Source organism: Proteus sp. G4380, from assembly GCF_963885725.1.
Taxonomy (GTDB): domain Bacteria; phylum Pseudomonadota; class Gammaproteobacteria; order Enterobacterales; family Enterobacteriaceae; genus Proteus; species Proteus mirabilis.
This window is the reverse complement of record NZ_CAWPAV010000028.1, coordinates 1-7549: the sequence shown is the minus strand read 5'-3', so window position 1 is coordinate 7549 and position 7549 is coordinate 1. Positions and strand designations below refer to the sequence as shown.

The window sequence follows — 7549 nt, the reverse complement described above, 5'->3', positions numbered from 1 at the left end:
TATTTAAAAATAATTTATATGTAAATTGAGTAACCCCGCTATAGATGATTATTTATTAGGAGAGGTACCCATGAAAAAGAAAGTTATGTTAAAAATGATGTTTCCTGTCAGCATTATATCACTTGCGCTGACCTCTTTTCTTTCTCATGCGGTAATACCTCCAGAAGGTACTCTTCTTGCGAAACAACAAGATATTGTTATTAATAATGGCACTGAAGTTTCCTCCCTTGATCCACATAAAGTGGAAGGGGTACCAGAAAGTAATATTATTTTAAATTTATTAGAAGGGCTCACTTATATGGGGCCTAATGGTGAAAGTATGCCGGGGGTTGCCGCTAAATGGGAGAGCTCAGAAGACAATAAAACATGGACTTTCTATTTACGCGATGATGCGAAATGGAGTGATGGTACACCGGTTACTGCAGATGATTTTGTTTATAGTTGGCGTCGATTAACAGATCCCCAAACTGGCTCGCCTTATGCCAGTTATCTTGAATATGCCTATGTGGAAAATGTTGCAGATATTCTGACAGGTAAGAAATCCCCAGAGAGTCTAGGGGTAAAAGCAATTGATCCACATACTTTGCAAGTTACGCTCACACAACCGGTTCCCTATCTGGTGGATATGCTAAACCACACCTCATTAAAACCAGTTAAAAAAGAGATTGTTGAAAAATATGGTGTCAATTGGACTCGCCCGGAAAACTTTGTCGGTAATGGGGCGTATTTAATTGATAATTGGGTGGTTAATGAAAAAATCACTTTAAAACGTAATCCGCTTTATTGGGATAACAAAAACACCATTATTGAACGAGCGACTTTTTTACCTATTAGTTCAGAAACCAGTGATATTAATCGCTACCGTAGCGGTGAAGTTCAAATCACCAATAGCGCTATTCCTCCTACGCTTTATCGAAAGATGAAACAAGAGCAACCGGAGGCTCTACATATTACGCCTTACCTATGTACTTTCTTTTATGAGCTTAATAATAAACGTCCACCTTTTGATGATCCCCGTGTGCGTGAAGCGGTAAAATTAAGTTTAGATAGAGAAATTATCGCGGAAAAGATCATGGGGCAAGGGCAAATACCGGCTTATTCTTTTACTCCACCTTTTATTAATAATGGCAAGTTTAAACCCCCTAAATGGGCAGGTTGGACGCAACAACAGCGTCATGAAAGAGCGCGTGAGTTATTAAAAGAAGCCGGTTATGACAGCCAAAACCCATTATCGTTTACATTGTTGTACAACACATCCGATCAGAATAAGCAACAAGCTATTGCTGCCGCTTCTATGTGGAAAAAGAATATTGGTGCTAATGTCACTTTACAAAATCAAGAGTGGAAAACGACGTTAGAAAATCGTAACCAAGGTAATTACCAAGTGGCAAGGGCAACATGGTGTGCCGATTACAATGAACCAACATCATTTTTAAACTCTTTCCTCTCCACTAGCAGTCTAAATACTATTTTATATGAAAATAGTGATTATGATGCTGCATTAAAGAATGCGTTACTGGCCACTGATAATGAAGCGCGTCACCAACTGTATCAACGTGCTGAAGCCTTGTTAGACAAGGACTCCGCTATTGTACCAGTCTATTATCGTGTGAGTGTCAGAATGGTCAGTCCTAAAGTGGGCGGATTTACCGGTAAAGACCCCTTTGATTATACGGACTTAAAGCGCTATTTTATAAAGGCAGATAAATAAAACTGGTAAGTTATAACGCATCTATAGCTATATCTGATTTTAATTAGCAAAAGCAATTTAAAAAAGTACAGCATAAAAAGTACTACACAAAATATAACGGCACAAAAATGATAAAGACATCATGCAGTTAAGCATAGATAGTCAATCCGAAACAATATTTTATTTTTTTGTAAAACAATAAGTTGTGTAAAACGTTCCAAAAACACAGCGAAGCATCACAGGAAGGCCGAACAATGGCCGACTCACTAACTGGGAGTATTTGATAAGATGATAAATGTAACTAAAAAAAGTGCGCTAGCGATCGCCATTGGTACTATCTTTGGTTTTACGGCGCTCAATGCTACTGCGGCTGTTGTGCCTGATGGGGTAAAACTGGCTGATAAACAAGAGTTAGTGCGTAATAATGGCTCTGAGCCACAATCACTTGATCCTCATAAAATTGAGGGTGTACCTGAATCAGCATTAGCACGAGATCTATTTGAAGGGATCACGATTGTAGGGCCTGATGGTGAAATTCTACCGGGCTCTGCGACTAGCTGGGAAAATAAAGATTTTACCGTTTGGACGTTCAAAATTCGTGAAGACGCGAAATGGTCAAATGGTGACCCTGTAACAGCGCAAGACTTTGTTTATAGCTGGCAACGTTTAGCAGATCCGAATACAGCATCACCTTATGAAAGTTATCTACAATATGCCCATATTGTTAATATTGACGATATTATCGCCGGTAAGAAAAAACCGACGGAACTAGGTGTTAAAGCGCTTGATAATAATACATTAGAAATCACATTATCAGAGGCCGTACCTTATTTACCTAAATTGCTAGCTCACTCCTCGATGTCGCCAGTGAATCAAAAAGTGATTGAAAAATTTGGTGAAAAGTGGACGCAACCTGCGAACTTTGTCGGCAATGGTGCTTATGTACTGAAAAATTGGACGGTAAACGAACGTATTGAATTAGAGCGTAGTCCAACCTATTGGGACAATAAAAATACGGTTATCAATAAAGTTACTTTTTTACCTATCTCATCAGAAGTCACCGATGTAAACCGCTATCGTGCGGGTGAAATCGATATGACTTATAGCAATCTGCCGATTGAATTTTTCCAAAAATTGAAAAAAGAGATCCCAGATGAATTACGTATCAGTCCATACTTATGTACCTATTATTATGAAATTAATAATGAGAAAGCTCCCTTTGACGATCCACGAGTACGTGAAGCACTAAAACTATCTATGGATAGAGATATCATCACTTATAAAGTGAAAAACCAAGGTGATATCCCTGCTTACGGATTTACACCGCCTTTCACCGATGGCATTAAAGAGAGTAAACCAGAGTGGTTTGCTTCTTGGACCCAAGAGCAACGTAATGAAAAGGCACGCCAATTATTAGAAGAAGCGGGTTATAACAAAGCTAATCCATTAAAATTCAAGTTACTGTATAACACCTCTGATCTACATAAAAAAGTTGCGATTGCGGCCTCTTCTATTTGGAAGAAAAACTTAGGTGCTGAGGTTTCTCTTGAAAACCAAGAGTGGAAAACGTTCTTAGATACACGTCACCAAGGTAATTATGATGTTGCACGTGCAGGATGGTGTGCAGATTATAACGAACCTTCTTCATTCCTTAACATGATGCTGTCTTACAGCAGTAATAATACCGTTCACTATAAAAACAAACAATTTGATGCGTATATGAAAGAATCTTTACGCGTGAAATCGGATGATGAACGTGCAGAAATTTATCAAAAAGCAGAAGGTGTATTAGATAAAGATTCTGCCATTGTTCCACTTTACTACTACGTAAACACCCGTTTGGTTAAACCTTATGTCGGTGGTTATTCTGGTAAAGATCCACTGGATAATTTACATACTAAAGACTTGTATATTATTGCTAAATAATCGGGCGAGACCTTGCTTAAGTTAAGTGAGGTCTTTTTATCACCACGCCTGAATAGGTTTGTGTTATAGGAACGGGCAATGCTCAAATTTATTTTTCGTCGCTTTTTGGAAGCGATCCCGACACTTTTTATTCTAATAACGATTTCGTTCTTTATGATGCGCTTGGCGCCGGGTAGCCCTTTTACTGGGGAAAGGAAATTACCCCCTGAAGTTATGGCCAACATCGAAGCGAAATATCATTTAAACGATCCCATTTACAAACAATACTTCGATTATTTAATTCAATTATCGAAAGGGGATTTAGGGCCTTCTTTTAAATATAAAGACTACAGTGTTAACACTTTAGTCGGTAAAGCATTCCCTGTTTCTGCAAAATTAGGGCTATCGGCCTTTGTATTAGCGGTTATTTTTGGTGTGGGGGCAGGCGTGATAGCCGCACTGAATCAAAATACCAAATGGGATTATACCGTCATGACATTTGCCATGACGGGGGTTGTGATACCGAGTTTTGTGGTGGCGCCACTATTAGTGCTTATCTTTGCGATTACCTTACGTTGGTTACCGGCGGGAGGTTGGAATGGTGGGCAAATCCAGTACATGTTACTGCCGATGGTTGCATTATCGCTCTCTTACATTGCAAGTATTTCGCGTATCACACGTAGTTCTATGATTGAAGTTTTACACTCAAACTTTATCAGAACGGCCAAAGCCAAAGGCTTGCCAATGAAACGCATAGTGCTACGTCATGCGTTAAAACCAGCATTACTGCCAGTGATCTCTTATATGGGGCCGGCATTTGTGGGGATTATTACAGGCTCTATGGTCATTGAAACCATTTTTGGATTACCGGGTATTGGTCAGCTTTTCGTTAATGGTGCATTAAATCGAGACTACTCATTGGTATTGAGTTTAACCATTATTGTGGGTGGTTTAACCATTTTATTTAATGCCATAGTTGATATTTTATACGCCGTAATCGATCCGAAAATTCGTTATTAATAGAGACTGGAGCACGTTATGTTATCGATGAAAGAAAATAGCGAAGCTCTGGGGAATTTCTCGGAGCAGCTAGATGTTGAAGGTCGTAGTTTATGGCAAGATGCCCGTCGTCGTTTTATGCACAATAAAGCGGCGATCACCAGCCTAGTACTACTATTTTGTATTTTACTTTTTGTCATTTTCGCCCCCATGTTATCGCCTTTTGTTTATGACGATACGGATTGGGAAATGATGTCAATGCCACCTGATTTTGCCTCAGCGCACTATTTTGGCACTGACTCATCAGGACGTGACTTATTAGTTCGTGTAGCAATTGGTGGACGTATTTCACTGATGGTAGGTATTGCAGCGGCATTTGTCGCGGTGATTGTTGGTACCCTCTATGGCGCGATGGCAGGTTATATCGGTGGGCGCGTTGACTCAGTGATGATGCGTTTACTGGAGATATTAAACTCCTTCCCATTTATGTTCTTTGTTATCTTACTGGTGACCTTTTTTGGGCAAAATATCTTACTGATCTTTGTTGCCATCGGCATGGTATCTTGGCTCGATATGGCTCGTATCGTACGGGGACAAACACTCAGTTTAAAACGTAAAGAGTTTATTGAAGCGGCGTTAGTCTGTGGTGTGTCATCACGTAATATCGTCCTTAAACACATCGTGCCGAATGTATTAGGTGTTGTTGTGGTATACGCTTCATTACTGGTTCCTAGCATGATCTTATTTGAATCATTTTTAAGTTTCTTAGGATTAGGCACACAAGAGCCATTAAGTAGTTGGGGAGCTCTACTGAGTGATGGTGCAAATTCAATGGAAGTTTCTCCTTGGTTATTACTTTTCCCAGCTGCATTTTTAGTTGTCACCTTGTTTTGCTTTAACTTTATCGGTGATGGTTTACGTGACGCATTAGATCCGAAAGATCGTTAAGGAGAACATGATGACAAATTCAACAAATAATCCATTGTTAAGTGTAAAAGATCTCTGTGTCACCTTTGGTACTCCAGATGGGGATGTAACCGCAGTAAATAAGCTCAACTTTGAGCTATCTGCAGGGGAAACCTTAGGAATTGTCGGTGAATCTGGCTCTGGGAAATCGCAAACTGCGTTCGCCTTAATGGGATTATTAGCTAAAAACGGTCGTACTGCTGGAAGTGCGCATTTTAATGGTCGTGAAATTTTAAACTTACGCCAAAGTCAATTAAACAAAATGCGTGCTGAAGAAATATCCATGATATTTCAAGATCCAATGACCTCACTTAACCCTTATATGAAAGTCGGCACTCAGTTAATAGAAGTGCTTATGCTTCATAAGGGTATGAGTAAAAATGATGCATATGCGGAATCTGTTCGCATGCTTGATGCAGTAAAAATGCCCGAAGCCCATAAACGTATGGGCATGTATCCCCATGAGTTCTCTGGTGGGATGCGCCAACGGGTAATGATAGCGATGGCACTATTATGTAAGCCAAAACTATTAATTGCTGATGAGCCAACAACGGCACTGGATGTGACTGTTCAGGCACAAATCATGACACTGCTAAACGAGCTAAAAAAAGAGCTTAATACTGCCATTATCATGATCACCCATGACCTTGGGGTGGTTGCGGGTATTTGCGACAAAGTATTGGTAATGTATGCTGGGCGAACCATGGAATATGGTAATGCGCGAGATATTTTCTACCAACCATCACACCCATATTCTATTGGGTTGCTGCAAGCAGTACCTCGTTTAGATGGTGAAGATGAACGTTTGGCGACCATTCCGGGTAATCCTCCTAACTTATTGCGTTTACCTAAAGGTTGCCCATTCCAGCCTCGTTGCCAATATGCAACAGAGCAGTGTTTGAATAGTGAACCTCAATTAACACAATTTGCTCAGGGAAGATTACGAGCCTGTTTTAAAGCGGCGGAGGAGTTAGTATGAGCCAAGCCACCTTACAAGATAGAAAAGTGATCCTCGAAGTTAACGATCTAAAAGTTTATTTCGATGTACAAGATAATAAACAGTGGTTCTGGCAACCTAAAAAAAGCCTCAAAGCCGTTGATGGTGTTACCTTACGTTTATACGAAGGTGAAACCTTAGGTGTAGTAGGGGAATCTGGTTGTGGCAAATCAACTTTTGCGCGTGCCATTATCGGCTTAGTTAAAGCATCGGGTGGTACAGTCACTTGGTTAGGCAATGACTTATTAGGCATGGGCAATAAACAGTGGCGCGATGTTCGTCAAGATATTCAGATGATATTCCAAGATCCACTTGCCTCCTTAAACCCAAGAATGACGATTGGCGATATTATTGCCGAACCACTAAAAACCTATCATCCGAAAATGAAACAGGCTGAAGTGGTTGAAAAAGTCAAAGCGATGATGATGCGAGTGGGGTTATTACCAAACTTAATTAACCGCTATCCTCATGAGTTTTCTGGTGGACAGTGTCAACGGATTGGTATTGCTCGCGCACTGATCTTAGAGCCAAAACTGGTTATCTGTGACGAACCTGTATCGGCACTGGATGTTTCTATTCAAGCTCAGGTAGTCAATCTACTGAAAGATATCCAAAAAGAGATGGGATTATCGCTCATCTTTATTGCGCATGATCTTGCGGTAGTGAAACACATCTCAGATCGTGTCTTAGTGATGTATTTAGGTCATGCGGTGGAATTGGGGACTTATGATGAAGTTTATCATCACCCATTACACCCTTATACCAAAGCATTAATGTCAGCGGTGCCTATTCCTGATCCGGATAAAGAGCGTAACAAGCATATTGATTTGTTAGAAGGAGAGCTTCCTTCACCAATTAATCCACCATCAGGCTGTATTTTCCGTACACGTTGTCCGATGGCTGATGAAGAATGTGCTAAAACGCGCCCCTTATTAGAGGGAAGTTTCCGCCATGCGGTATCTTGTTTAAAAGTTGATCCACTTTAATAAATA

The 7549-nt window shown here is 40.2% G+C and carries 6 protein-coding genes; all 6 read left to right on the top strand.

Annotation, left to right across the window (positions count from 1 at the left end; all coding sequences use genetic code 11):
* The first annotated feature begins 70 nt into the window (after window positions 1-70).
* The 6 genes from AACU98_RS01645 to oppF all read left to right on the top strand — a co-directional run bounded on the left by AACU98_RS01645 (window position 71) and on the right by oppF (window position 7543).
* A complete protein-coding gene (locus AACU98_RS01645) occupies window positions 71-1711 on the top strand; it encodes an ABC transporter substrate-binding protein (protein WP_004243232.1) in 1641 nt (546 codons plus the stop codon).
* Window positions 1712-1978: 267 nt separating this feature from the next.
* Complete coding sequence (gene oppA, locus AACU98_RS01640; protein WP_004248215.1) at window positions 1979-3616, top strand: oligopeptide ABC transporter substrate-binding protein OppA; 1638 nt, start codon at window positions 1979-1981, stop codon at window positions 3614-3616.
* Between the two features lie 78 nt (window positions 3617-3694).
* Window positions 3695-4615 (top strand): oligopeptide ABC transporter permease OppB, encoded by a 921-nt coding sequence (gene oppB, locus AACU98_RS01635; RefSeq protein ID WP_004243230.1) that lies wholly within the window; start codon window positions 3695-3697, stop codon window positions 4613-4615.
* A gap of 18 nt (window positions 4616-4633) precedes the next feature.
* The gene (gene oppC / locus AACU98_RS01630; RefSeq protein ID WP_004243229.1) at window positions 4634-5542 is read left to right on the top strand and encodes an oligopeptide ABC transporter permease OppC; all 909 of its coding nucleotides are present in this window, start codon (window positions 4634-4636) and stop codon (window positions 5540-5542) included.
* Window positions 5543-5549: 7 nt separating this feature from the next.
* Entirely contained in the window at window positions 5550-6539 is a 990-nt protein-coding gene (locus AACU98_RS01625) for an ABC transporter ATP-binding protein (protein ID WP_049208041.1), read from the top strand.
* Window positions 6536-7543, top strand: a complete 1008-nt coding sequence (oppF, locus tag AACU98_RS01620) for a murein tripeptide/oligopeptide ABC transporter ATP binding protein OppF (protein WP_004243227.1) — start codon at window positions 6536-6538, stop codon at window positions 7541-7543. The genes AACU98_RS01625 and oppF overlap by 4 nt, the downstream gene beginning before the upstream one ends.
* Window positions 7544-7549: the final 6 nt, after the last annotated feature.

Bases quoted from the DNA above. Each gene is read 5' to 3' on its own strand.
- AACU98_RS01645 (WP_004243232.1), top strand. From the start codon at position 71: ATGAAAAAGAAAGTTATGTTAAAAATGATGTTTCCTGTCAGCATTATA.
- oppA (WP_004248215.1), top strand. From the start codon at position 1,979: ATGATAAATGTAACTAAAAAAAGTGCGCTAGCGATCGCCATTGGTACT.
- oppB (WP_004243230.1), top strand. From the start codon at position 3,695: ATGCTCAAATTTATTTTTCGTCGCTTTTTGGAAGCGATCCCGACACTT.
- oppC (WP_004243229.1), top strand. From the start codon at position 4,634: ATGTTATCGATGAAAGAAAATAGCGAAGCTCTGGGGAATTTCTCGGAG.
- AACU98_RS01625 (WP_049208041.1), top strand. From the start codon at position 5,550: ATGATGACAAATTCAACAAATAATCCATTGTTAAGTGTAAAAGATCTC.
- oppF (WP_004243227.1), top strand. From the start codon at position 6,536: ATGAGCCAAGCCACCTTACAAGATAGAAAAGTGATCCTCGAAGTTAAC.